The organism is Stenotrophomonas sp. TWI809, from assembly GCF_039673205.1.
Classification (GTDB): Bacteria; Pseudomonadota; Gammaproteobacteria; order Xanthomonadales; family Xanthomonadaceae; genus Stenotrophomonas.
Genome location: NZ_JBDJLE010000014.1, coordinates 54,208 through 77,793 on the forward strand (window position 1 = coordinate 54,208; position 23,586 = coordinate 77,793).

At 67.9% G+C, this 23,586-nt stretch carries 20 protein-coding genes and 1 riboswitch; of the genes, 8 read left to right on the forward strand and 12 right to left on the reverse strand.

Going from position 1 to position 23,586, the window contains the following annotated elements; genetic code table 11:
- The first annotated feature begins 36 nt into the window (after positions 1–36).
- Positions 37–594: a DUF3228 family protein gene (locus ABE472_RS11990; RefSeq protein WP_346466269.1), complete on the forward strand. Its 558-nt coding sequence runs from the start codon at positions 37–39 to the stop codon at positions 592–594.
- Positions 595–724: 130 nt separating this feature from the next.
- On the opposite strand, the gene ybaK is transcribed toward ABE472_RS11990, so the two are convergent.
- Both ybaK and ahcY read right to left on the reverse strand, forming a co-directional pair.
- Entirely contained in the window at positions 725–1,198 is a 474-nt protein-coding gene (ybaK, locus tag ABE472_RS11995; protein ID WP_346466270.1) for a Cys-tRNA(Pro) deacylase, read from the reverse strand.
- Between the two features lie 186 nt (positions 1,199–1,384).
- A complete protein-coding gene (gene ahcY, locus ABE472_RS12000) occupies positions 1,385–2,830 on the reverse strand; it encodes an adenosylhomocysteinase (RefSeq protein ID WP_313210192.1) in 1,446 nt (481 codons plus the stop codon).
- Positions 2,831–2,865: 35 nt separating this feature from the next.
- Positions 2,866–2,955, reverse strand: a riboswitch (S-adenosyl-L-homocysteine riboswitch).
- Positions 2,956–3,081: 126 nt separating this feature from the next.
- Between ahcY and ABE472_RS12005 the strand changes: the two genes are divergently transcribed.
- Entirely contained in the window at positions 3,082–5,616 is a 2,535-nt protein-coding gene (locus ABE472_RS12005; RefSeq protein ID WP_346466271.1) for a prolyl oligopeptidase family serine peptidase, read from the forward strand.
- A gap of 236 nt (positions 5,617–5,852) precedes the next feature.
- Positions 5,853–8,564 carry a phosphoenolpyruvate carboxylase gene (gene ppc, locus ABE472_RS12010; protein WP_346466272.1) on the forward strand — a complete coding sequence of 904 codons (2,712 nt, stop codon included), beginning with the start codon at positions 5,853–5,855 and terminating at the stop codon, positions 8,562–8,564.
- Between the two features lie 111 nt (positions 8,565–8,675).
- On the opposite strand, the gene ABE472_RS12015 is transcribed toward ppc, so the two are convergent.
- Positions 8,676–9,194, reverse strand: a complete 519-nt coding sequence (locus tag ABE472_RS12015; RefSeq protein ID WP_026069660.1) for an acyl-CoA thioesterase — start codon at positions 9,192–9,194, stop codon at positions 8,676–8,678.
- Positions 9,195–9,407: 213 nt separating this feature from the next.
- Positions 9,408–10,619, reverse strand: a complete 1,212-nt coding sequence (gene metK / locus ABE472_RS12020) for a methionine adenosyltransferase (RefSeq protein ID WP_313210185.1) — start codon at positions 10,617–10,619, stop codon at positions 9,408–9,410.
- Positions 10,620–10,946: 327 nt separating this feature from the next.
- On the opposite strand from metK, the gene ABE472_RS12025 reads away from it, so the two are divergent.
- From ABE472_RS12025 to ABE472_RS12035, 3 genes are read left to right on the forward strand one after another with little or no spacing between them, the layout of a single operon-like run.
- Entirely contained in the window at positions 10,947–11,789 is an 843-nt protein-coding gene (locus tag ABE472_RS12025; protein ID WP_313210183.1) for a UDP-2,3-diacylglucosamine diphosphatase, read from the forward strand.
- 48 nt (positions 11,790–11,837) lie between these two features.
- The gene (locus ABE472_RS12030; RefSeq protein WP_346466273.1) at positions 11,838–12,914 is read left to right on the forward strand and encodes a metal-dependent hydrolase; all 1,077 of its coding nucleotides are present in this window, start codon (positions 11,838–11,840) and stop codon (positions 12,912–12,914) included.
- Positions 12,911–13,351 carry a hypothetical protein gene (locus ABE472_RS12035; protein WP_313210179.1) on the forward strand — a complete coding sequence of 147 codons (441 nt, stop codon included), beginning with the start codon at positions 12,911–12,913 and terminating at the stop codon, positions 13,349–13,351. The genes ABE472_RS12030 and ABE472_RS12035 overlap by 4 nt, the downstream gene beginning before the upstream one ends.
- Before the next feature lie 13 nt (positions 13,352–13,364).
- Here ABE472_RS12035 and ABE472_RS12040 read toward each other — a convergent pair whose 3' ends face one another.
- The 6 genes from ABE472_RS12040 to ABE472_RS12065 form a co-directional block, all read right to left on the reverse strand.
- Positions 13,365–14,192: a methyltransferase domain-containing protein gene (locus ABE472_RS12040; RefSeq protein WP_070471740.1), complete on the reverse strand. Its 828-nt coding sequence runs from the start codon at positions 14,190–14,192 to the stop codon at positions 13,365–13,367.
- A 9-nt stretch (positions 14,193–14,201) separates the two neighbouring features.
- The gene (dusB, locus tag ABE472_RS12045; RefSeq protein ID WP_313210176.1) at positions 14,202–15,194 is read right to left on the reverse strand and encodes a tRNA dihydrouridine synthase DusB; all 993 of its coding nucleotides are present in this window, start codon (positions 15,192–15,194) and stop codon (positions 14,202–14,204) included.
- 225 nt (positions 15,195–15,419) lie between these two features.
- Complete coding sequence (locus tag ABE472_RS12050; protein ID WP_313210174.1) at positions 15,420–16,166, reverse strand: SagB/ThcOx family dehydrogenase; 747 nt, start codon at positions 16,164–16,166, stop codon at positions 15,420–15,422.
- 14 nt (positions 16,167–16,180) lie between these two features.
- Complete coding sequence (locus ABE472_RS12055) at positions 16,181–17,515, reverse strand: YcaO-like family protein (protein ID WP_346466274.1); 1,335 nt, start codon at positions 17,513–17,515, stop codon at positions 16,181–16,183.
- Positions 17,512–18,090 (reverse strand): hypothetical protein, encoded by a 579-nt coding sequence (locus tag ABE472_RS12060; protein ID WP_346462836.1) that lies wholly within the window; start codon positions 18,088–18,090, stop codon positions 17,512–17,514. The genes ABE472_RS12055 and ABE472_RS12060 overlap by 4 nt, the downstream gene beginning before the upstream one ends.
- A gap of 51 nt (positions 18,091–18,141) precedes the next feature.
- A complete protein-coding gene (locus ABE472_RS12065; RefSeq protein ID WP_346466275.1) occupies positions 18,142–19,056 on the reverse strand; it encodes a hypothetical protein in 915 nt (304 codons plus the stop codon).
- A gap of 19 nt (positions 19,057–19,075) precedes the next feature.
- On the opposite strand from ABE472_RS12065, the gene ABE472_RS12070 reads away from it, so the two are divergent.
- Complete coding sequence (locus ABE472_RS12070) at positions 19,076–19,717, forward strand: hypothetical protein (protein ID WP_346466276.1); 642 nt, start codon at positions 19,076–19,078, stop codon at positions 19,715–19,717.
- A 96-nt stretch (positions 19,718–19,813) separates the two neighbouring features.
- Here the strand turns inward: ABE472_RS12070 and ABE472_RS12075 are convergent, their stop codons facing one another.
- Together ABE472_RS12075 and ABE472_RS12080 are read right to left on the reverse strand one after the other, a co-directional pair.
- Positions 19,814–20,779, reverse strand: coding sequence for a ribokinase (locus ABE472_RS12075; RefSeq protein WP_346466277.1), 966 nt, complete (start codon positions 20,777–20,779; stop codon positions 19,814–19,816).
- Between the two features lie 26 nt (positions 20,780–20,805).
- Entirely contained in the window at positions 20,806–22,104 is a 1,299-nt protein-coding gene (locus ABE472_RS12080; protein ID WP_121042760.1) for a nucleoside transporter C-terminal domain-containing protein, read from the reverse strand.
- A gap of 252 nt (positions 22,105–22,356) precedes the next feature.
- On the opposite strand from ABE472_RS12080, the gene ABE472_RS12085 reads away from it, so the two are divergent.
- On the forward strand, positions 22,357–23,325 hold the full coding sequence (locus ABE472_RS12085) for an aldo/keto reductase (protein ID WP_313219964.1): 969 nt from the start codon (positions 22,357–22,359) through the stop codon (positions 23,323–23,325).
- The last annotated feature ends 261 nt before the right edge of the window (positions 23,326–23,586 follow it).

A 23,586-nucleotide genomic window follows, 5' to 3' on the forward strand; every position in this document is an offset into this window, starting at 1 on the left:
TTACCCTGTGGGGATATCCACCGCCTGATTGTGCCCATGTCCATCGTTCTCACTGCGTTCGCCCGTCCCCGCCTGTTCCCGCGCGTCCCACGCGGCAACACCATCCAGGACTGCACCGCCGAGCAGTTCGAACAGCGCCTCAACACGCATGCGCCGTTCAAGGTGCTCGATGGCTACGCGCCCTTCTGCAAACTGCATGTGTACGAGAACTGGACCTCCACGCGCTGCCTGACCGTGCCGATCACCGAGGGCAACCGCCACCAGCTGCGCAGTGGCTACGAGGCGCGCAACCGCGAGGAACTGCCGGTGCTGGTGCGCTGGTTCGAAGGCGTGGAATCGCCGCGCGCGAACTACCTGGTGGTGATCCTGTACAGCGCCGAGCAGTTGGCCAAAGAGGGCTCACCCATCGATGCGGAGTGGGGCATCGTCGGCTGCATCTACACCGCCGAACCGGAGGAAGTGCCGATGGCCCCGATCACCATGATGCGCAACGCATTGGGCGTGGAAGAGGGTGGCTCGGGCGTGCCGCTGGATCGCGAGGCGTATCAGCGCGCCGTGACGTTCTGGGACCGCAACGCCAACTGGCGGCCCTGAGGCGCTGGAGCCGCAGCGATGGCACGTTGATCGAAGACGACGGGTAGTGCCGGCCGCTGGCCGGCTCCTCAGTCTGTCTGACGCATGAGGCAAGCGTCACGGGGAGCCGGCCAGCGGCCGGCACTACCGGTCAACGCGGTTTGCCGATGCTCGCGTAGCTGCCGCCGGTGAGCTGCAGCAGATCGGCCGGTGCCAGCGCCACCTCCAGCCCGCGCCGGCCGGCGCTGACATGCAGCGTCGGTAGCGCCTGCGCGCTGGCATCGAGGAAGGTGCGGTGCTTTTTCTTTTGCCCCAGCGGGCTGATCCCGCCGACCAGGTAACCGGTGGCGCGCTGTGCCTGCTCGACCTGTGCCATCTCGCACTTCCTGCAGCCGGCTGTTTCGGCGAGCGCCTTCAGGTCAAGGGTGCCGCTCACCGGCACGATCGCCACCAGCAGCTCGTGCTTCTCTGTACTGGCCAGCAGCGTCTTGAATACCTGCGCTGGATCCAGGCCGAGCTGCAGCACTGCCTCGCCACCGTAGGAGTCGGCGGCGGCGTCATGGTGATAGGACAGCACGGTGTGCGCGATGCCGGATTGCTTCAGCAGGTTGATGGCGGGCGTCATGGCGGCATCGTAGCGTGGTGCGCGGGGTGTTGGCTTGACCGAGGCTACCGGAACCGCCGTACCGACCAACGGTCGGTACCTGCCGGAACAGCCGTGCCGACCAACGGTCGGTACCTGCCGCGATCCAACGAAAACGGGCGCCTTTCGGCGCCCGTCTGTTTCAACGCAGCTGGACCGGCACGCCGATCAGTAGCGGTAATGCTCCGGCTTGAACGGACCTTCCACCGGCACGCCGATGTAATCGGCCTGCTCCTGGCTCAGGGTGGTCAGCTTCACGCCGATCTTTTCCAGATGCAGGCGCGCCACTTCTTCGTCCAGCTTCTTCGGCAGCAGGTATACCTTCTTCTCGTAGCTGTCCTTGTTCGCCCACAGGTCGATCTGCGCGAGCGTCTGGTTGGCGAACGAGTTGGACATCACGAAGCTCGGGTGGCCGGTCGCGCAGCCCAGGTTGACCAGACGGCCGTCGGCCAGCAGGAAGATCGCATTGCCGTTGTCGAAGATGTACTTGTCGACCTGCGGCTTGATGTTGATCTTCTGCACGCCGGCCAGCGCGTTCAGCGCATCGACCTGGATCTCGTTGTCGAAGTGGCCGATGTTGCAGACGATGGCCTGGTCCTTCATCGCGCTCAGGTGCTCGATGCGGATGATGTCCTTGTTGCCGGTGGTGGTGACGTAGATGTCGCCACGGCCCAGGGTGGATTCCAGGGTGTTGACCTCGAAGCCTTCCATCGCCGCCTGCAGGGCGCAGATCGGATCGATCTCGGTGACCACGACGCGCGCGCCGTAGGCACGCAGCGACGCGGCGCAGCCCTTGCCCACGTCACCGTAGCCGCAGACCACGGCAACCTTGCCGGCCAGCATCACGTCCATCGCGCGCTTGAGGCCATCGGCCAGCGACTCGCGGCAGCCGTAGAGGTTGTCGAACTTGCTCTTGGTGACCGAGTCGTTGACGTTGATCGCCGGGATCAGCAGCGTGCCGGCCTGGGCCAGCTGGTACAGGCGGTGCACGCCGGTGGTGGTCTCTTCGGAGACACCCTTCCAGTCCTTGACCACGCGGGCCCAGTAACCCGGGCGCTCCTTGGCGACGCGCTTGAGCAGGTTCTTGATGACCTGCTCTTCGTGCGAGGCGGCCTTCTCGTTGACCCAGTCGCTGCCGTTTTCGAGCTCATAGCCCTTGTGGATCAGCAGGGTCACGTCACCGCCATCGTCCACCACCAGCTCCGGGCCGGTCAGGGTGCCGTCGGGCAGGGTGAAGGTCAGTGCGTCCAGGGTGCAGTCCCAGTATTCCTCCAGCGACTCGCCCTTCCAGGCGAACACCGGGGTGCCCGACTTGGCAATCGCCGCCGCCGCGTGGTCCTGGGTCGAGAAGATGTTGCACGAGGCCCAGCGCACGTCCGCGCCGATGTCCTTCAGGGTCTCGATCAGCACCGCGGTCTGGATGGTCATGTGCAGCGAGCCGGTCACGCGCACGCCCTTCAGCGGCAGGGTGGCGGCGTGCTTGCGACGGATCGACATCAGGCCCGGCATTTCATGCTCGGCGATGTCCAGCTCCTTGCGGCCCCAATCGGCCAGGGAGATATCGGCAATCTTGTAATCGCCTTCGGTGGAGAAGGTCTTGGCAACAGCGTTCATTCAAAGCTCCGGTGTAATGACGAGTCGATACTCGTGTTCGCCGGGCGCCGTTGGAACCAATCCTGGCCACCGAGCCTGGCCGCCCCCGGAGAAGGTCCGGAACGGTCGCAGCGCCCCTCGGTGGAGGGTCACCCATTATATCGCGGCCGGTTGCATTGGCATGAATCGGTCCCTGCCCCCAACCATCGGCAGGGGGGCGATCGGCGCGCGGCTGTTAAGGTCGGGGGTTCGTATCAGCACAGGCACACACCATGACACGCACCCCCGGTCGACGCGCTCCACAGTGGCGCCATACCTTGATCCTCGGACTGGCCCTGCTGGCGGTGCCGCCGTTGGCGCTGGCCGCCGCCCCGGCCGCGAAGACCACTGCGCCGACCGCAGCCGCCGCCAAGGGCGATCAGGGCGGCTACGAGCTACCGTCGCCGGCCCTGCAGGCCGTGGTCGATGCGCCGCGTGCCCCGACCCTGAGCCTGTCCCCGCGCCGTGACCTGGCCGCGCTGCTGCAGACACCGCCGCTGCCGTCGATCAACGACGTGGCCCAGCCCGAACTGAAGCTGGCCGGCCTGCGCATCAACCCGGCCACGCATTCGGCCAGCCGCTTCAGCTTCGCCGACAAGCTGTGGCTGATGAGCGTCGCCGATGGCAAGGAGCGCCAGATCAGCGGGTTGCCGCAGCCGTTGTCGATCGCCACCTTTGCCTGGTCGCCGGACCAGAAGTACATCGCCTTCAACCAGGTGCACGCGGCCACCCGCACCAATGAACTGTGGATCGTCGATGTCGAGGCCGGTTCGGCGCGCCGCCTGGTCGGTGATCTGAACACGGTGATGGGCGATGGCTACAGCTGGCAGCCCGACAGCCGCGGCCTGCTGGTGATGCAGCAGCTCAAGGGCCAGGGTGCGGCACCGGCCACCGGCGGCATCCCGACCGGCCCGGCGATCCAGCAGACCGAGGCCGACGCCGGTGTGCGCACGATCCGTACCTACCAGGACATGCTCAAGAACGAGGCCGATGCCCGCCTCTTCGACTACTACGCCAGCGCGCAGCCGGCCAAGGTCGCGCTCAACGGCGTGACCACGCCGCTGTCCACCGGTGGGGTGTACTGGGATGTCACCCTCTCCCCGGATGGCCGTTACCTGCTGAGCGAGCGGGTGGTGCGTCCGTATTCCTATCTGGTGCCGGCCAGCGCGTTCGCGCGTCGCATCGAAGTGCTGTCCGCCGTGGACGGCAAGCTCGAACACACCGTCGCCGACCTGCCGTTGAAGGAAGGCCTGCCGACCGGCAACGATGCGGTGGCCACCGGCGTGCGCCGGATCGACTGGCGCGCCGATGCACCGGCGACCCTGGTCTGGGCCGAAGCGCAGGACGGCGGCGACCCGAACCGCGAGGCCAAGGTGCGCGATGCGGTGCTGATGCAGGCCGCCCCCTTCGACAAGCCGCCGGTGACGCTGGCGCAGCTGGGCAGCCGTTATGCGGGTATCCAGTGGGGCCGTGGCGATCTGGCGCTGCTCAACGAATCGTGGTGGAAGAACCGCGAGGTCAAGCAGTGGCGGATCGCGCCGGACCAGCCGGAGAAGGCGGCGGAACTGCTGTCGGCGCGTTCCTCCCAGGACCGCTACAACGACCCGGGCCGCCCGGGCCTGGTGCGCGACGTCAACGGTCGCTCGCGCCTGCAGGTCAGCGCCGATGGCCGCAGCATCTTCCTGTACGGGCTGGGCGCCTCGCCGGAAGGCGACCGTCCGTTCGTGGATCGCCTTGATCTGGACAGCAAGCAGACCACCCGCCTGTTCCACTCGCAGGCGCCGTCCTACGCCGCGCCGGTGGCGCTGCTTGACCAGGAAGGCACCTCGCTGCTGCTGACCCGTGAATCGCCCGACGAGCCGGCCAACTTCTACGTGCAGTCGCTGGCCGACGCCACCGCCGCACCGAAGGCGTTGACCCACTTCCAGCACCCGCTGCCGCAGCTGCGTGGGGTGAGCAAGGAGCAGATCCGCTACAAGCGCAACGATGGCGTCGACCTGACCGCCACGCTGATGCTGCCGCCGGGCTACAACGCGAAGAAGGACGGTCCGTTGCCGCTGCTGATGTGGGCCTATCCGGGCGAGTTCAAGACGGCCGAGGCCGCCAGCCAGGTCACCGATTCCCCGTACCGCTTCAACGCGATCAGCTACTGGGGCCCGCAGGCGTTCCTGGCCAAGGGCTACGCGGTGCTGGTCAGCCCCTCGATGCCGATCATCGGTGAGGGCGACAAGGAGCCGAACGACACCTACCTGCCGCAGCTGATCGCCAATGCCGAGGCGGCCGTGAATGAAGTGGTGCGGCGTGGCGTGACCGACCGCGAGCACATCGCGATCGGTGGCCACTCCTACGGTGCGTTCATGACCGCCAACCTGCTCGCGCATACCCGCCTGTTCAAGGCCGGCATCGCGCGCAGCGGCGCCTACAACCGCACGCTGACCCCGTTCGGCTTCCAGGCCGAAGAGCGCAACTACTGGCAGGCGCAGGACGTCTACCAGAAGATGTCGCCGTTCAACTACGCCGACAAGATCAAGGACCCGATCCTCTTCATCCACGGCGTGGACGACAACAACTCCGGCACGTTCCCGATCCAGAGCGAGCGCATGTTCGCCGCGGTGAAGGGGCTGGGCGGTACCTCGCGGCTGGTGATGCTGCCCAACGAATCGCATGCCTACCGCGCGCGCGAATCGATCATGACCATGCTGGCCGAAAGCGAGCGCTGGCTGGAGCAGACCGTGGGCGAGGGGAAGCCGGTGAAGAAGAAGCGCTGAAACACTGGCAGGTACCGGCCGCTGGCCGGTACCTAGCGATGAAGGTGACCGGTAGTGCCGGCCGCTGGCCGGCTCCTCGGAATGCACGCGACCGGCGATGCACTGGCACCTGTCCGATACGCATGGAGCCGGCCAGCGGCCGGCACTACCAGATGTAACTATTTGCGCGACGCAGCAACGACGCGATTGTGGGTTAGGCTTGAGCGGATTCCGTTCCCGAGGCCAGTGCGTCGCAGATGAACGAGTACCGTAGCAGCATCGTTTTTGCCACTCCCGATATTCCCCTGCGTGACGATGTACGCCGACTCGGCGCACTGGTCGGCGACCTGCTCGCCGAGCAGGTCTCCACGCAGTTCTTCGAAGATGTGGAACAGGTGCGTACGCGCGCCATCGCCCGCCGCGAAAGCGACGCCCCCCTGTCCGATCTCAACGATGCGCTGACCGGCCTGCCGCCGGCGCGCGCCGAAGCGATGGTGCGTGCGTTCAGTACCTATTTCCAGGTGGTGAACATCGCCGAGCGGGTGCACCGCATCCGCCGCCGCCGCGACTACCAGCGCGCCGGTACCGCCACGCCGCAGCCCGATGGCCTGCAGGACGCACTGGTCAACCTCAAGGCACAGGGCGTCACCCTGGACGAACTGGCCGAGTGGCTGCCGCGCATCGACATCGAGCCGGTGTTCACCGCGCACCCGACCGAGGCGGTCCGCCGCGCGCTGCTGGAGAAAGAGCAGTTGATGGTGGCCAGCCTGGTCGACAACCTCGACGGCCAGCGCACCCCGGGAGAAGCGGCCGCTGACGCCGCGCGTTTCCGCATGGCGCTGACCGCCTCGTGGCAGACCACCGATTCCTCGCCCGTGCGCCCGACCGTGGAAGACGAGCGCGAGCATGTCGGCTTCTATCTCGTGCAGGTGCTGTACCGGGTGATTCCGGTGCTGTACGAATCGCTGCAGCAGGCACTGCTGGATACCTATGGCCAGGAACTGCCGCTGCCGCGCCTGCTGCGCTTCGGCACGTGGGTGGGCGGCGACATGGATGGCAATCCGAACGTGGACGCCGGCACCATCCGCAACACCCTGGATGCGCAACGCCAGGCCGTACTCGGCCGCTACCAGAAAGACCTGCTGCAGCTGGCCAGCCTGCTCAGCCAGTCCACCGAGCGCGTGGCGGTCAGTGATGAACTGCAGGCCCGCGTGGACCATTACAAGGCGTTGCTGCCCAAGGTCACCTCGCGCCCGCGTCATGCCGACATGCCGTACCGTCTGCTCAACGACCGCATGCGCGCGCGGGTACAGGCGACGATGGACGATGCGGAAGGCGCCTACGCGTCGCCGCAGGAACTGACCGACGACATCGAGCTGATCCTGCGCAGCCTGCACGAGAACAAGGGCGACCATGCCGGCGGCTTCGCGGTGCGTCGCCTGCTGTGGCGGGTGCGCACCTTCGGCTTCCATCTGGCGCGCCTGGACGTGCGTCAGGAATCGAGCGTGCATGGTCGCGCGCTGGCCAGCGTGCTGGATGGGCAGGAGGCCTGGGACGCCGCCGATGCGGTCACCCGCGCGGCACGGCTGGCCCCGTTCGCCAGTGGCGAGCAGGCGCTGCCGGTGAGCAACGAAGAAGGCGGTGAGCGCCTGGACGCGGTGTTCGCGGCGCTGGCCGATGCACGCCGGCGGCACGGTGCCGATGCGCTGGGCAGTTACATCATCTCGATGGCGCATGACCGCAGCGATGTCCTCGCCGTGCTCGCCTTGGCACGTCGTGGCGGCCTGGTGGATGACGCCGGCGCGGTGCCGCTCGACATCGCGCCGCTGTTTGAAACCGTGGACGATCTCAAGCGCGGTACTGACACGCTGCGCGATCTGCTGGCCGATCCGGTCTACCGCACGCACCTGGCCTCGCGCGGCGATGTGCAGATGGTGATGCTCGGCTACTCGGACAGCGGCAAGGATGGGGGCATCGCGGCGTCGCGCTGGGGCCTTCAGCGCGCTCAGGTGGAACTGTTGGAGGTCGCTGCCGAGAACGACATCCGCCTGACTTTCTTCCACGGCCGCGGCGGTTCGATCAGCCGCGGGGGCGGCAAGACCACGCACGCCGTGGATGCCTCGCCGCGTGGCAGCATCGATGGCCGCCTGCGCGTGACCGAGCAGGGAGAAGTGATCCATCGCAAGTACGGCATCCGCGCGCTGGCGCTGCGTTCGCTGGAGCAGTCCACCGGTGCGGTGCTGCGCTCCAGCCTGCGCCCGCGCGAAGCGGAACCGCGCGAGGAACAGTGGCGCCCGGTGATGGACCTGATCGCACAGAAGAGTGCGGATGCCTACCGCGCTTTCGTCGGCCAGAAAGATTTCATGCAGTACTTCCGCCTGGCCACGCCGATCGACGTGATCGAGCGGATGACCTTGGGCTCACGCCCCTCGCGCCGACTGGGTGAGGATGCCGCGTTGAGCAACCTGCGCGCGATTCCGTGGGTGTTCGCCTGGAGCCAGGCGCGTGCCGTGATTCCGGGCTGGTATGGCGTGGGTAGCGGCCTGCAGGCGGCGATCGATGCCGGCCACGAGGACATCCTGAAAGAAATGGCGCGCGACTGGCCGTTCTTCAGCACCTTCCTGGACGACATCGCGATGGTGATGTCCAAGGGCGACCTGACCATCGCCGAGCAGTTCTCGCAGCTGTCCGGTGCATTGCATGGGCGCTTCTTCCCGCAGATCCAGGGGGAGCTCGACCTCACCTCACAGTGGATCCTGGCACTGACCGGGCAGGACACGCTGCTGCAGCACGATCAGCGCTTGGCGCTGTCGATCCGCCTGCGCAATCCCTACATCGATCCGATCAGCGTGCTGCAGGGGGACCTGCTGCGCCGCTGGCGGGAGAGCGGGGGCGAAGACGACGATGTGCTGCGCGCGCTGGTGGCGTGCGTCAACGGTGTTTCGCAGGGCGTACAGAACACCGGATAGGCCATGCCGGGTAGTGCCGGCCGCTGGCCGGCAGCGCGCGCCATATGGCAGGTATCGACCAACGGTCGATACCTGGCCGGTAGGCCATGACCGTTGGTCATGGCCCAGGGCTCAGACCCGCTCGACCAGATCACCTGGTGCAGGCGGATTGGATGCCAGCAGCTCCAGGTGGCGCTGCTCCATCTCCTCGCGCAGCTGGCGGCGGATCAACGCGGCGGCATGCCGGCGGCGTTCGTCGGCAGTTTCCAGCACCAACGGCGGCACCGGGGTCGGCTTGCCCTCGTCATCCACCGCGACCATGGTGAAGAAGCAGCTGTTGGCGTGGCGCACGCTGCGCTTGAGGATGTCCTCGGCCACCACCTTGACCCCGATCTCCATCGAGGAGGTGCCGGTGTAGTTCACCGAGGCCAGGAAGGTGACCAGCTCGCCGACTGCGATCGGCTGGCGGAACATCACCTGGTCCACCGACAGGGTGACCACGTAGCTGCCGGCATAGCGGCTGGCGCAGGCGTAGGCGACCTGGTCGAGCAGGCGCAGCACCGCACCGCCGTGCACCTTGCCGGAGAAGTTGGCCATGTCCGGCGACATCAGCACCGTCATGGAGAGCTGGTTGGATTTGAATTCGGGCATGGCTGGAGTGTAGCGCCGCTTGACCCATTGGTAGAGCCGACCGTTGGTCGGCTGGTCGCGCGCGGCGCGACGATGGGTCAAGGCGCCCAAACGACGACGGGCCGCTTTCGCGGCCCGCCGTTTGTTTCGTCGATCATTGCCGCGCTGCGCGCGGCCAGCCGACCAACGGTCGGCTCTACCCGTAAGAAAAGGGCCGCTTTCGCGGCCCATTTCTTACTTCAACTTCGCATCCGCGCGCAGGGCGGCGGCGCGATCGGTCTTCTCCCAGGAGAAGGCGGTCGCGTTGACGGTTTCGCCAGCAGCGTTGAGGTAGCTGAAGTCCTTCGGCTTGCGGCCGAAGTGACCGTAGGCCGCGGTCTGCTGGTACATCGGGTGGATCAGGTCCAGCATCTGGATGATGCCGTACGGGCGCAGGTCGAAATGCTTGCGGATCAGCTTTTCGATCTTGTCATCGCTGATCTTGCCGGTGCCGAAGGTGGTGACCGAGATCGAGGTCGGCTCGGCCACGCCGATGGCGTAGGAGACCTGCACTTCGCAACGGTCGGCCAGGCCGGCGGCCACGACGTTCTTGGCGACGTAACGGGCCGCGTAAGCCGCCGAACGGTCGACCTTGGACGGATCCTTGCCCGAGAACGCACCACCCCCGTGACGGGCCCAGCCGCCGTAGGTGTCGACGATGATCTTGCGGCCGGTCAGGCCGCAGTCGCCCACCGGGCCGCCGATCTCGAACTTGCCGGTCGGGTTGATGTGGAACTTGGTGCCCTTGTGCAGCCACTTGGCCGGCAGCACCGGCTTGATGATCTCTTCGCGGACGGCCTCGATGAGGTCCTTCTGCTTCACGCCCGGGGCGTGCTGGGTCGACAGCACCACCGCGTCGATCGCCGAGACGGCACCGTTTTCATAGCGCAGGGTGACCTGGCTCTTGGCATCCGGGCGCAGCCAGGACAGCGGCGAATTCTTCTTCTTGCGGATCTTGGCCTGCTGCTCGACCAGGCGGTGCGACAGGTGGATCGCGGCCGGCATGTAGCTGTCGGTCTCGTTGGTGGCATAGCCGAACATCAGGCCCTGGTCGCCAGCGCCCATTTCTTCGGGCTTCTTGCGGTCCACGCCCTGGGCGATGTGCGGCGACTGCTTGCCGATCAGGTTCAGCACGCCGCAGGTCGCCCCGTCGAAGCCGACGTCGGAGCTGTCGTAGCCGATGTCCAGGATCACCTTGCGGGTCAAGGCTTCCAGGTCGATCCAGGCGCTGGTGGTGATTTCACCGGCGACGATGGCCACGCCAGTCTTGACCATGGTTTCGCAGGCCACGCGCGCACGCTTGTCCTGGGTCAGGATCGCGTCCAGCACCGCATCGGAGATCTGGTCGGCAATCTTGTCCGGATGGCCTTCGGAGACCGATTCGGAGGTGAACAGGTAGCTGGACATCAGGCGTAATATCCTTTGATTCGGATGGAAAGATGGCCGCGAATGATACACGGCAAGTCGCGCACTTGCATTGTGCGTCAGCACGGGTTGCCCGTGGTTAAGCCCGCGTGCCCGTCGCAGGGCCCGGTGTGACGGGATTGGGGCCCAGCGTCGGCGCCCAGTGTTCCACGAGCGTGACAAATGGCCTGCCGCCCGTGCCGATGGGCGGGCGCCCGGATGCTCCCGAGGCCGGGGCGTGTCACCCGCCCGTCGTCAAACCGCCATCGGGCTGTCGCCGGGGCCGTGCAGGCTTCGGCGCATCCGGCCGCCGGACCTGAGGAGCACGCCATGCACGCATTCGAGCAGCGCGACGCGCGGGAGGCCGCCCCACGGCCCGTGACGACCCTGGCGCCCCATCGGCGGGCCGTCTTCCTGTCTGACGTGCACCTGGGCTCACGCCACTGCCATGCCGCCGAACTGGCCCGGTTCCTGGCCGAGCTGCGCTGCGAACGGCTGTATCTGGTGGGCGACATCATCGACCTGTGGTGGATGGCGCACCGCCGGGCCGCCTGGCGGCCGGCCCACAGCGAGGTGATCCAGGCGCTGCACGCGCTGCAGCGCACCGGCACCGAGATCATCTACATCCCGGGCAACCACGATGCCTCGCTGCGCAAGGTCTGCGGGCTGATGCTGCCGGCCATGCAGGTGCGGCGCCGGGCAATCCATGTGACCGCGGACGGGCGCCGGCTGCTGGTCGTGCACGGCGATGACTACGACGGTGTCACCCACTTCGGCGGCCTGCAGGAACAGTTCGGGGACTGGCTGTACTACCGCATCCTCACCGGCAACCACCTGCTCAATGCCGCGCGACGACGGCTCGGCCAGCGCTACTGGTCGCTCTCCGAATTCCTCAAGAAGCGCAGCGGCGCGGCCGAGCGCTACATCGAGCGCTTCGTCCAGGCCGGGCTTGAGGATGTGCGGCGGCGCGGTCTGGATGGCATCGTCTGCGGGCATATCCACCGTGCCGCGCTGGTCGAGCGCGACGGGCTGATCTATGCCAACGACGGTGACTGGGTGGAAAGCCTGACCGTGCTGGCCGAAGACCCGGATGGGAGCCTGCGGCTGCTGGATCACACCGGGCAGACCCTGGTGGCGCTGCCCGGCAGCGCGGAATTGGCCAGAGCGGCCTGAGCAGAACGGCAGAGGCGCATGGCCAGTCCCGGCTGCTAGCATCGGCCGATGGACTCCTTTACCCAGATCGTTCTCGGCGGCGCGGTCGCCGCCGCCATCGCCCCGGCCGGCCATCGCCGCGCGGCCCTGTTGGCCGGTGCCGCACTCGGCACCCTGCCGGACCTGGATGCGCTGGTACTGGCCTTCACTGCTGCCGATCCCGTGGCGCTGATGGTCGAGCACCGCAGCTACAGTCACTCGCTGCTGGTGCTGCCGTGGGTGGCTGCGCTGATCTGGTGGCTGTTCAAACGGTTCGGTCACGGCCGCGTGGCGCAGGCGCCGGGGCGCTGGTTCTGGGCGATCCTGCTGGCGCTGATCACCCATCCGCTGCTGGATGCCTTCACCGTCTACGGTACCCAGCTGTGGTGGCCGTTCACCCCGCACCCGACGATGTGGGCCAGCGTCTTCATCATCGACCCGCTGTATACCGTGTGGCTGCTGCTCGCCTGCGCAGTGGCATGGTTCGCGCGGGCGCGTCCGCTGGCGCAGAAAGCGCTGGTGGCCGGGCTGGTGCTAAGCAGTGGTTACCTGGGCTGGTCGTTGCTGGCCAAGCACACCGTCGATCGCGACGCCGATCGCGCGCTGGCGGCGATGGGGCTGGGCGATGCGCCGCGCTTCTCGGTGGCGATGCCGTTCAACACGCTGCTCTGGCAGGTGGTGGCGATGACGCCCAACGGCTACGTGATCGGCGAACGCTCGCTGATCGCCGACCGCGGCCCGATGACCTTCGAGGGCCATCCCTCCAACGTGCAGGCCCTGCGCCAGGCAGCCGAGCTGCCGGCCGTGCAGCGGCTGAACTGGTTCAACCGCGGCTTCATGCGTGCCCAGGTGGTCGATGGCGAACTGCGGCTCAGCGATCTGCGCATGGGCCTGGAGCCGGACTACACCTTCACCTTCGCGGTTGCGCGGACGGAAGGCGATGGCTGGGCCGGGATCACACCGCGACAGCTGCGCCCGGCGTATGAAGGGGAGCAGGGCAGGACGATGCTGAAGCGCCGGTTCGCGGCCCTGTGGCAGCGCATCTGGCATGCGCCGCCGAGCACCGACGTGATCGCACCGAAGGCAGGTTGGACGGAGGCACCGTGACCGAACGGTTTGAAATGGAGATCAATGGCACGCGCTACACGCGGCTGGCCGATGTGCCGCCGGAATACCGCGCGCTGTTGCTGGATGTGACCCCGGGCCGTTCGGCCGAGCAGCCGGCGGTGCCGTTGCGCGAGATCCTGCACAAGGCCAAGGCGCAGCCGGACCGCGCGCGCCAGCAGCAGGTGCTGCTGGACGAGCTGCGCAAGGTCGATCCCGAGCGCGCGCGACGCATGCAGAACAAGCTCACCGAGCGCAGCCAGCGGCCGGCCACCGGTACCCTGGAAGTGGGCAGCACGCCCACCGCACGCCCGCGCGAAGGGGCCCGCAACACCGCCGGTGGCAGCACGGTGGCCCCGGGGGACCGGGGCGGACTGGGCATCTGGTTGCTGCTGGCCGCCGCGGTCGTGGTGACCGTGATCGCCTGGGCGACGCGGTAGGTCCGCGACGCGGTCAGTACACGGTCGCGCGGGCCTGCACGAAGGAGAAGAAGAACACCGCGTTGGGGTCGTTCTGGACCAGGCTGAACTCGCGGCGCATGCCATCCACCGTTTCCTGGTCGACCAGCCCGGCCTCCAGCAGCGGATCGGCGGCCGACAACAGCAGCTGCTCCCAGAACGCGATCATGGTCTTGCGACGGGCCGGTTCGCGGTTGTCCAGGTGGATGGTCTTGATCTCGGTGTGCACATCGCGGAAGCCACCGGCCAGCAGCAGGTTGCCGAGCTTGGCACCGACGAAGGGATCGCCCCCATGGTCGTACTGGAAATCGTTGAAGGCCATCCAGTAGCGCCAGATATGCGGCGAGTACGGATCGAGCAGGAACGAGGCGTTCATCACTTCGGTGACATACACCGGCGAACCCGGCACCAGCACACGGCGCACCTCGTTGAGCACCCGCGCCGGTGACGGCACATGCTCCAGCACCCAGCACAGGAAGGCCGAATCGAACTCACGCGCGCCGAACGGCAGGTTGCCGGCATCGGCCTGCAGCAGCGTGTAGCGCTCGCGGCACCACGGCGTCTTGGCCAGGTTGGTGGCGGCGGTGGCCAGCTGCGCCTCGCTCAGGTCCACGCCGGTGACATGCAGTTCCGGGAACCGCCGCAGCAGGATGTCCGTCTGTGCCCCGACGCCGCTGCCGACTTCCAGCAGGCGCGTGGCGCCGCCGTAATCGATGCCGCTGAAGATGCTCGATTCGAACAGGCGCGACTGGGTGACCAGGCGGTGCTGCTCGGTATCGGAGAAGCCGTGGAGATAGGTCGGTGCAGTGATGGGCGGGGTCATGGCGAAGGCTCAGGCAGCGGACGACAACGACTCGCCGGCGGCGAGGGCGTCGAAATATTCGGTGGTCAGGGCGACCTGGCTGGCCGCATCCTCGGCGCGGTTGACCACCGCACGGAAGGCGGCGTTTTCCGGCCGGTCCTTGGCGTACCAGCCCAGGTGCTTGCGCGCGATGCGCACGCCCTGCTGCTCGCCATAGAAATCATGCAGCGCATGAAGGTGGCCCAGCAGCAGGTCGCGTACCTCGGCGACCGACGGCGGCGCCAGCAGCGCGCCGGTGGCCAGGTAATGCGCCACCTCGCGGAAGATCCACGGGCGGCCCTGGGCGGCGCGACCGATCATCACCGCGTCCACGCCGGTCTGCTTGAGCACCTGCGCGGCCTTCTGCGGTGAATCGATGTCGCCGTTGGCGATCACCGGAATGCGCAGCGCGGCCTTGATCGCGGCGATGGTCTCGTACTCGGCGGTGCCGGTGTAGTGCTGGTCGCGGGTACGCCCGTGCACGGCCAGCGCGGCGATGCCGCTGTCTTCGGCGATGCGCGCGATCAGCGGGCCATTGCGATGGTCGCAATCCCAGCCGGTGCGGATTTTCAGGGTGACCGGCACGTCCACCGCGTTGACCACTGCGGTCAGGATGCGCGCGACCAGATCCTCATCGCGCATCAGCGCCGAACCGGCCCAGGCGTTGCACACCTTCTTGGCCGGGCAGCCCATGTTGATGTCGATGATCTGCGCACCGTGGTCCACGTTGTAGCGCGCCGCCTCGGCCAGCTGCTGCGGCTCGGTCCCGGCGATCTGCACGCTGATCGGGTCCGGCTCGCCGGCATGGTCCATGCGGTGGAGCGATTTGCGGGTGTTCCAGAAGCGCGGATCGGAGATGGTCATCTCCGAGGCAGCCAAGCCCGCACCCAGCTGTTTGCACAGCAGGCGGAAGGGCTTGTCGGTGACACCGGCCATCGGCGCCAGCACCACGTTGGGCTGGATGTTGTAGGGGCCAATCTGCATGTGCGCATTGTAGTGCCGGCCGCTGGCCGGCAACCACGCAGGGACCGGTACCTGTTCAGGCCGATCCGGAAGGGCCTGATGCGCTCCGGTCATGAGCATATGCTTGACGATTGCTTCCGCCGCCCCCAGTGGCGGCTGATGCTGGCCGGTTACCGGTTACCGGTTACCGGTTACCGGTTACCGGTTACCGGTTACGCGCGAATAGGTGCCGACCAACGGTTGCGCTCAGGGCGCCGGACCACACGCATAGGCCAGCACCGCCAGATGCCGCTGCGGGTCGAGCCCGAGCAGGGCCAGCACGGCGGCGTCCTCGAACGCGCCGATCGCGCAGCCGGCGGCGTTCATCGCCGCCACTTGCTCCCCCAGTGCGCCCAGCCAGACCCCGGCCTCGATCAATACGAAGCGGCCACCACGCTCGCCGTACTTGGCCAGCGTGCCGGCCGGTTCGGCGATCAGGAACAGCACGGCGGCGGGCCGCTCCGGCCAATCCACGCCGAGCAGCCTGGACAGCGCCGGCCATGCCGGGCAGGGCCCCACCGGCACCAGTGCATGCCCGATCGGGTCGTACCAATGGATGCCCGGCTCTGCGGCGATCGCGTCATCGGTGCCGTACAGCGCGGCATACGCCTGGATCGGGTATTTGGCACCGCCGGACGGCAGGCGCCGCGTGTCACTGTCGCCGGGCCGGGCCCGCAGCGGGGCCAGCACGCGCCCCAGTTCCTGCGTGCCCCAGCGTGCGTTACCGAAGCGGCGGCCACTGTGGCGCTGCGCCAGGGCGTCACCCGGCTGTACCGGGTCCGGCAGGGCGATGCCGGCGGCCGCATGCACCGGGCGGGGTGGCGACCCGGGGCGTGCGGCATCTTCGGCGATACGCGTGCGCATCACCCCGGCGCGCGCGGGATTGAGCTCGCCGTTGTGCCAGAACAGATGGAACAGCGGGGCATCGTGCCAGGGGGAGGGCGGTGACGGCATGCGGTCCTCGTGCATCAGCCCAATGGATGCGGGAAGGAATTGGGAAACGCGCCGCTGTGCGGCACGCCGGGATACCGCCACGCCACATCCTGGCAGCGGCCACCAAGGAACGGTGCACGCTCGTCGGCATGCAGGCCACTGAGCTGCGGCGACAGCACGCGCATCACCCGCAGGCCGGCCGCGGCCACATCGGTGGTGGTCAACTCGCGGTAGTACAGCGCGATGCCGGCACGGCCGAGCCGACGCCGCAGCATGTCCAGCTCGGCAATCGCGCGCGGCGCGGCGGGGAGGACCGCGGCGCCCGGCGGGGGCAGCGTCAAGGTGCTGTCCTCCGCCGCCCGCAGCAGCGGCAGCTGCGGCCACAGGGCCGGGCGCAGGGTATAGAACGCGGCATGTTCGTCGAAGCTGCGCAGCGCGGCCGGTTCACGCGGAAGCCGCGCGTTTTCGCGGCCACACAGATGCGCGGCGAAGGTCAGCGCCTGCTGCCATTCCAGCAGCGCCTTGTGCAGCGCCTCGCCCGGATCGGCGCGGCAGGCGATGCCGAGGACGTAGCGGGGGCGGCCTTCGAACGGAATGCCGCCGGCGACCGCGATCACCGGGTGCGGGTTCCAGTGCTGGGTCAGGTCGAAGGCCTGCAGTTCGCCCCCGCGCGCGTCCGCGAATGCCTGCCATTGGGTCGGCAGGGCGATCCGCCGGCCGGCCACGCCATTGAGCCAGGTCACCGCCAGCGCATCGCGCTCCAGCAGCTCCTGGGCCGCGCGCAGCAGCGCCAGCCAGGCCCCATCGCGGTCATCCCGCCAGGCCGCCAGGCCACTGGACGTCGACGGCAATCGCGCCTGGCCGCTGCGCGGCCCCAGTCCGACCAGTTCCTGCGGCACCCAGGCCACCCGGTTGTCATCCAGTGCATGCACCGCGGCGAACAGATCGTCGTCGCGTTCGGGCATCGGCCATGGAAAACCCGGCGTTGCGCGTTGTCGGGCCGAGAACAGCGCGAAGGCCGATTCGTCCAGGCGTTGTGCGGGCGTCAGCGCATCGCGGCGACGCACCTCCAGGCCCGCCTGCGCCGCCGCCAGTCGCTCCAGGGCTTCGGCAACCGCGCCATCGGCGGCCGCATCGGCCTCCAGCGCGACCGCGCCAGAGACGCCCTGCCAGGGATTGGCCGGATCGGCCGGGGTGGCGGCATTGTGTACGCGCCGTCCCTCGAACAAGGGCCCGGTGGCATCGCAGGGGTTGGCCTCGATCGGCTGTGCCGGGCGCACCAGACCGCAGCGCGGACGCGCCGCGCCATGCAGCAGGTGCGACGACAGCGTGGGCGTTTCCAGCGCCGCCTGCACGGCGGCGCGGCTCATTTCAACACGCTCAGCCAGAGCATCATCTCGAGCGCGCCGACGGCGAACAGGCCCAGCAGCAGCCCGATGGCGATACCGATGCCGCGCCCGAGCGAACGCCCCGCGCGTTCGTAGACGAGGGCATAGATGCCCAGATACAGCCCCACGGCGACGAACAGCCCGAATATCGGGTTGGCGGTGCTCATGAAAATGCCACCGCCGATCGCGGCCAGCGGCAAGGCGAACAGCCCGAGCAACACCCGACTGGTGCGGCTCAATCCGGCCACCGGCACGACAGCGACGGGGGTGTCCGGACGGTCCGGCGTCGCAGCGCTGATCGGTGTCTGCGGCAACGCAGGTGGCTGGGGTGGGAGGTCCGTACCGGTGTCGACGCTGGCGACCGTGGCGTGTGCGTCGCTGCTGACGGCCGCAGTCGTTACGGGGTCCAGCTTGCCAAGCACCACCGCCGACAGCACCGAGGTGCCGAGCAGGGTGACGATGCAGGAACTGCAGGTGGTCGACGTCGAGCCGCCGCCTGCCGCGGCAAGGTCCTGGCGTGAGGCACTGGCATCGAACTGGGTCGGCAGGCGATACATGAGGTCACTCCATTGACCGGGGCGGAAACGCCCGGCGCGTGGCGCACATTATCACGGGCGCCCGGTGTCCCAAGGCAAGGACAGCGGTGGTGGCAGTGAGGCTTCGCCACCCTGGCAGGCGGGGCACCACGGCAGCCGCAGCACCCGGTCGCGTTCGCCGTGCAGGCGCTGCAGGTCGAGCCAGACGCTGCGTTCGAGATAGCCCAGCAACAGCGGCGGCTGATCCAGCAAGGGGGCGACCAGCGCCGCGATCCGGGCCGGTTGCGCTGCGACCGCCGGCATTGCCGGCACGGGTGCTTCGCCCCAGCGGCGCAGCACCCGGTTGCCCAGGCAATACACGCAGGCGCTCTGGCCGGGCACTACATAGGGGCCCAGCGCGAGCGTGTGGTGATAGCTGAGGTCGAGCAGCAGATGCGGTTGTACCGGCATCTGTGTGCGGTAGCGGGCCAAGGCCTGTTCCCAGCCCCGCCCGTGCCGGACCAGCACGAGGAGGTCGGCATCCGCGATGGCATCGACGCGCTGCAGATCCGCGCTGGCATGCCGGTCGAAGGCGTCGGCCAACCCGGGCAGCGGTTCGCCGAGCCAGTCGATTGCGTAGCGCTTCACTCTGCGCGCGGCGCGCCGCGGCACCAGCACACCGAGACGTATCAACTGGCGGGCCGCCGGGCCGCACTCGGCATCGTCCTGCAGGATCGCCAGGGTGTCGTTTTCCCAGTGGCCGAGGATCCGTTCGATGACCGTCGGGGTGTCGGCCTCATCGACGACATACAGTTCGTCGGCGCCACCGGACACCAGCAGCAGCGGGCGCTGCGCATGGGTCTGCGAAAACAGCGCCCAGGCCGGATTGCGCGTCCAGCGCGGTTCCCCCGCGTGCGGGCCTGCGTGTTCCTGACTGCCTGCTGCTGCCACTGCGTACAGTCCGTGTATCCGCGAAAACGCAAGGATAGCGGCAAACAGGCGGGCCACGTTCTGCTAGGGTGCGCGCGTGCCCACGCCGCCTGTTGCCACCGCGTCCGTCCTCCAGCCGCCCTGGCGCGAGGCGATGCTGTGGATGCTGCTGCTCGGCGCGATGTTCATCCACGGCTACAGCTGGACCAACCACTGGGCCGCCAGCCAAGCCCAGACCTATAGCCTGCACGGTCGCTGGGACGAGGCGATTCCGTTCTGGCCGTGGACGATCTGGCCGTATCTGGCGCTGAACCTGCTGTACCCGCTGACGTTCTTCCTCTGCCCGACCCGATCGGCCCTGCGCCGCCATGCGCTGGCCATCGCGCTGGTGCAGGCCGCCTGCATGCTCGCCTTCGTGTGCTGGCCGACCGGCAACGTGCGTGTTTTGCCCCAGCCGGATGGGGTGAGCGGGCTGTTGTTCGCACAGCTGCGCGCGTTCGAGGCGCCGTTCAACATGGCGCCGTCGCTGCACGCCGCGGTATTGGTGGTGGTCTGGCAGGCATGGCGGCAGTGGCTGCAGGCCGATGCGACGGCACTGCGCTGGCTGTGGCACGGCGGCTGTGGGCTGATCCTGCTCTCGACGCTCACCACCTGGCAGCACGATCTGCTGGACGTGCTTGCCGGACTCCTGGTGGGCGCGCTGGCGCTGTGGATCACGCGGCCCCGACGCTTGCGGTAGGCCTGGCGCATCGTACCCCCCAACGGTGGGGACTGCCGCTTCCAAAAAAAAAGGCCAGCGCGAACGCTGGCCTCTTGGTATCCACACTGGTGACGCTTACTTGTTTTCGGCGTCGGCCGGGGTGAAGTGCGGCATCGCCGCGGCGGCGCCTTCCTTCTCGGTCGAACGACCGGCGAACTGATTGGCGAAACGCACGTGGCGGGCAAACGCCGCCTCCGGGTCCTGCGCGATCGAGGCGACCAGGGCGCCGTTGAACGCATCGCCTGCACCGGTGGTGTCCAGCACCTGCACCTGCTCGGCGCCCACGCGGTAGTACGGCTGCGTGTCGCCACGCAGGTTTTCTTCGGCGTGCGACACGAATACACCGACCGAACCCAACGTCACCACCACGGTGCCGTTGCCGACCAGCTTGCGGCACAGCGCATGCAGGCTGACGCCATCCAGCGCGGCGACGTCGTTGGCATCCACGCGCTCGCCGACATGACGGCCGAGCAGGGCAGCGAACTCGGTCTCGTTCGGGGTCAGCACATCGGCCAGCTTGAGCAGGCCGATGCTGGAGGGTGCATCGGCAGGCGCCACGTTGAGCACGGTGGTGGCACCGGCTTCACGCGCGATCGCCAGGGTGGCCTCGATGGTTTCCACCGGCGATTCCAGCTGCGCCAGCACCACCTTGGCACCGGCCAGCAGCGCGCGCTGCTGTTCGACGAAGTCCAGGCTCAGCGCGGCGTTGGCCCCCGGGCCGATCACGATGGTGTTGCGGCCCCGGCTGTCGACATAGATACCGCCGGTGCCGGTCGGCTCGCTGCTGGCTTCGGCGGTCAGCGCAAAGCCATCCTGCTCGGCCAGGCCGCGCGCCATCGCACCGCCGGCGTCATCGCCCAGCGCGCACAGGAACGTGGTCGGCGCGCCGGCACGGCGGGCGGCCACGGCCTGGTTGAAGCCCTTGCCGCCGGGACCGGTGCTGTAGCGGCCGGCGATGGTCGCACCCGGGGCCGGGAGCGACTCACAACGCCAGACATGATCCACATTGAAGGAACCGATTACGACGACACTGCTACTCATAAAGACTGTTTCTCAGGGAACGGATATCAGCTGAAATGCGTCAGCACGCCGGCGATGGTCGCCGTCATGAAGGTGGCAATGGTACCGCCGAGCACGGCACGCAGGCCGAACTTGGCCAGATCGTGGCGACGCTCTGGCGCCAGCCCACCAATACCACCGATCTGGATCGCGATGGAGCTGAAGTTGGCAAAACCGCACAGCGCGTAGGTGGCGACCAGGCGACCCTCGGCCGACAGCACCGTGCCCGGCACCTCGCCTCGGATGATCTTGGCCAGCTCCGAATACGCCACGAACTCGTTGATCACCACCTTCTGGCCGATCAGCGAGCCCACCGTGGTGGCATCGGCCCACGGGGTGCCGATCACCCAGGCGATCGGGGCAAGCAGGAAGCCGAACAGCGTGGACAGGTCGGTCGGGCGGCCGATGAGCGCGGCCAGGCCGGTGATGTCACCCAGCCAGGTCAGGGGCGCGTTGATCAGGGCGATCAGGGCGATGAAGGCCAGCAGCATCGCACCGATGTTCAGCGCCAGCTTGAGGCCGTCGCCGGCGCCGGCGGCAGCCGCGTCGATGATGTTGCTGGAGGTCTTCTCCACTTCCATCTTGACCGTGCCGCGGGTCAGCGGGGTACCGGTCTCGGGCACCAGCAGCTTGGCCACCACCAGGGTCGCCGGGGCCGCCATGATGCTCGCGGCCAGCAGATGCTTGGCGTAGAAGGCCTGTTCGACCGGATCGCCGGCACCGAGCATGCCCACATACGCGGCCAGCACGCCGCCGGCAATGTGCGCCATGCCGCCGATCATCATGGTGATCAGCTCGGACTGGGTCATCTTGGCGATGTACGGGCGTACCGTCAGCGGCGCTTCGGTCTGGCCGATGAACACGCTGGCGCAGACGCTGGTGGTTTCCGCACCGGACACACGCATGATCTTGGTGATCGCCCAGGCCATGCCGCGCACGATCATCTGCATCACGTTGAGGTGGTACATGACCCCCATCAGCGCCGAGAAGAAGATGATGGTCGGCAGCACCTGGAAGGCGAAGATGAAACCGAACTGGCTGGTGTCCATCAGGCTGCCGAAGATGAAGCCCGAGCCGGCGTTGACGAACTCCAGGATCTTGACGAAGCCCTTGCCCAGCGCGTCGAAGACATCACGGCCACCCGGGACCAGCAGCACCACCGCCGCGAAGGCGATCTGCAGTGCGATACCGGTGACGACCAGGCGCCAGTCGACAGCCCGCTTGTTGTTCGAGAACAACCAGGCAATGCCGATCAGCACTGCCAACCCGAACAGGCCGAAGCCAATCCTGCCCAAACCTTCGACCATGAGACTTCCCTTGGGGCGCCGCGAAAAACGGGAAGCCTAGAGCAGCGGCAGGGGCGGGGCAAGGAAAAGCAGCGTCCGCGAGCCGATCGGTCGTGATCGGGCCTGTATCGGCAAGGCATGGCCCGGTTTCCGTGCGGCGTGTCACGGGGCGTGAGACCGCCGCCGCGGCAAGGCGCGCGGAACTGCGCCGCCCCGCTCTACACTTACCGGCATCGATCCGGCCCGGTCGCGGGCCCGCAGCAGGAGAACCACATGCTCTATCGCCGTCTTGGCTCCACCGGCCTGAAGCTCTCGGCCCTGTCCTTCGGGGCCTGGGTGACCTTCGGCGACCAGATCGGCCGCGATGAGGCCCGCAAGCTGATCGCCACCGCCTGGGATGCCGGGGTCAATTTCTTCGACAACGCCGAAGGCTATGCCCGCGGCCGCGCCGAGCAGGTGATGGGCGATGTGATCGCCGACCTGCGCCTGCCGCGCGATGGCTTCTGCGTCTCCAGCAAGGTGTTTTTCGGCGCCGTCGACGACCCGCGCCCGACCCAGCACGGGCTGTCGCGAAAGCATGTCACCGACGCCTGCCACGCCGCGCTCAAGCGCCTGCGGGTGGAGTACCTGGACCTTTACTATTGCCATCGCCCGGATCCGGATACCCCGATCGCCGAGACCGTGCAGGCCATGGATACCCTGATCCGCCAGGGCAAGGTGCTGTACTGGGGCACGTCGGAATGGTCGGCCGCGCAGATCCAGGAGGCGGTGGACATCGCCCGCGCGCGCAACCTGCATGCGCCCTCGATGGAACAGCCGCAGTACAACCTGCTGCACCGCGAGCGGGTGGAGCGCGAATACGCGCCGCTGTATGCCGAGGCTGGCCTGGGCACCACCATCTGGTCGCCGCTGGCCTCGGGCCTGCTGACCGGCAAGTACAACGCCGGCGTGGACCCGCAGTCGCGGCTGGGCCAGGAACAGCTGGGCTGGCTGAAGGCGCAGGTGCTCGACGATGGCAGCGACCGCATGGAGCGGGTGCGGCGCTACACCGCACTGGCCGCGCAGCTGGGCGTCTCGCCGGCGCAGCTGGCGATCGCCTGGTGCCTGCGCAATCCGAATGTTTCCAGCGTGATCCTCGGCGCCAGCCGGGTCAGCCAGCTGGAAGAGAACCTGGGCGCCCTGGCGCTGTTCGAGCAGCTCGATGAAGGAATCTGGCAGCAGGTGGAAGCGGTCTTTGCCTGATTGCGTCTGTCGGGATCCGGAGAGCCGGCCAGCGGCCGGCACTACCGCTGCTGCGGCGGCGGCAGACAGAAGCGGGGTCGCTACGCAGAACGGAGCAGGGCGTCTGCAACAGGCGCCGTCCCTCCAGGGTAGTGCCGGCCGCTGGCCGGCTCTGCAGTTCACCCGACGGGCGACCACGCACAGTTGGCGATTGATAAAGGCTATCGAATTTTGGTAGTCGATCATTAATGCCATCTATCAAAGTGAGAATGGTTGTTGATT